General features: G+C 73.4%; 1 protein-coding gene. It reads right to left on the bottom strand.

The window, feature by feature from the left end:
- On the bottom strand, window positions 1-1,064 hold a 1,064-nt coding region (locus HW445_RS32250), incomplete at both ends, for a serine hydrolase (RefSeq protein ID WP_180224290.1).

Raw genomic sequence — 1,064 nt, 5'->3', positions numbered from 1 at the left:
CGGACCGCCAGGTGCGCACCGGGTGCACCGAGTTGCCGAGCAGGACGAGGAACGAGTCGGTGGTGGGGTCCAGCACGATGCAGGTGCCGGTGAAGCCGGTGTGGCCGGCCGTGCGCGGGGTGGCCATGGCGCCCATGTACCAGTGCTGGTTCAACTCGAAGCCCAGCCCGTGGCCGTCGCCGGGGAAGGCGGTGTTGAAGTCGGAGAACAGCAGCTCCACCGAGCGCTCGGACAGGACGCGGACCCCGCCGTACTCGCCGCCGTTGAGCAGGGTGCGGGCCAGCACCGCCAGGTCCCAGGCGCAGGAGAAGACCCCGGCGTGACCGGCCACCCCGCCCATGGCGTAGGCGTTCTCGTCGTGCACCTCGCCCCACACCAGGCCCCGGTCCAGGCCCGCCCACGGCGGCCGGGACACCTCCGTGGCGGCGATCCGCGGCCGCCAGTCGGCGGGCGGGTTGTAGCGGGTGCGGGTCAGGTCCAGCGGGCCGGTGAGCTCCTCGGCGAGCAGCACGTCCAGCGGCTTGCCGGTCACCCGCTCGAGCACCAGCTGGAGAGTGATCAGACTGAGGTCCGAGTACCGGTAGACGGTGCCGGGCGCATCGGTGGGCTCCACCGCCCACAGCGCGCGGAGCATCGCCTCGCGGTCGGGCTGCCGGTACAGGGCGATCCAGGCGGGCATCCCCGACGTGTGCGTCAGCAGGTGGCGGACCGTGACGTCCTGCTTGCCGCCCTGGGCGAACTCCGGGACGTACCGCGCGGCCGGAGCCTCCAGCTCGATCCGGCCGCGCTCCAGCTGCTGCACCACCAGCAGCGAGGTGAACAGCTTGGACAGGGACGCCAGGTCGTACACGGTGTCCGGGGTGGCGTCGATCTGCTCCTCGGGCGGGAACTCCACGGCCCGGCCGGTGGCCGCGTCGTAGTCGGAGTACCGGACCGCCCTGCCGACCGCGGTCTCGAGCGCCACGGTCCCGCCGCGCCCGGCGAGCACCACCGCGCCCGCCCAGTACGGGTGGGTGGGGGAGGGGCCCAGATACCGCTCGGCCACCGCCGTGATCTCCGCGAGC

Source organism: Streptomyces sp. UH6 (genome assembly GCF_013421635.1).
Lineage (GTDB): Bacteria > Actinomycetota > Actinomycetes > Streptomycetales > Streptomycetaceae > Streptomyces > Streptomyces abyssomicinicus.
The sequence above is the reverse complement of the archived record's forward strand: the minus strand, read 5'-3'. Positions and strand labels throughout refer to the sequence as shown.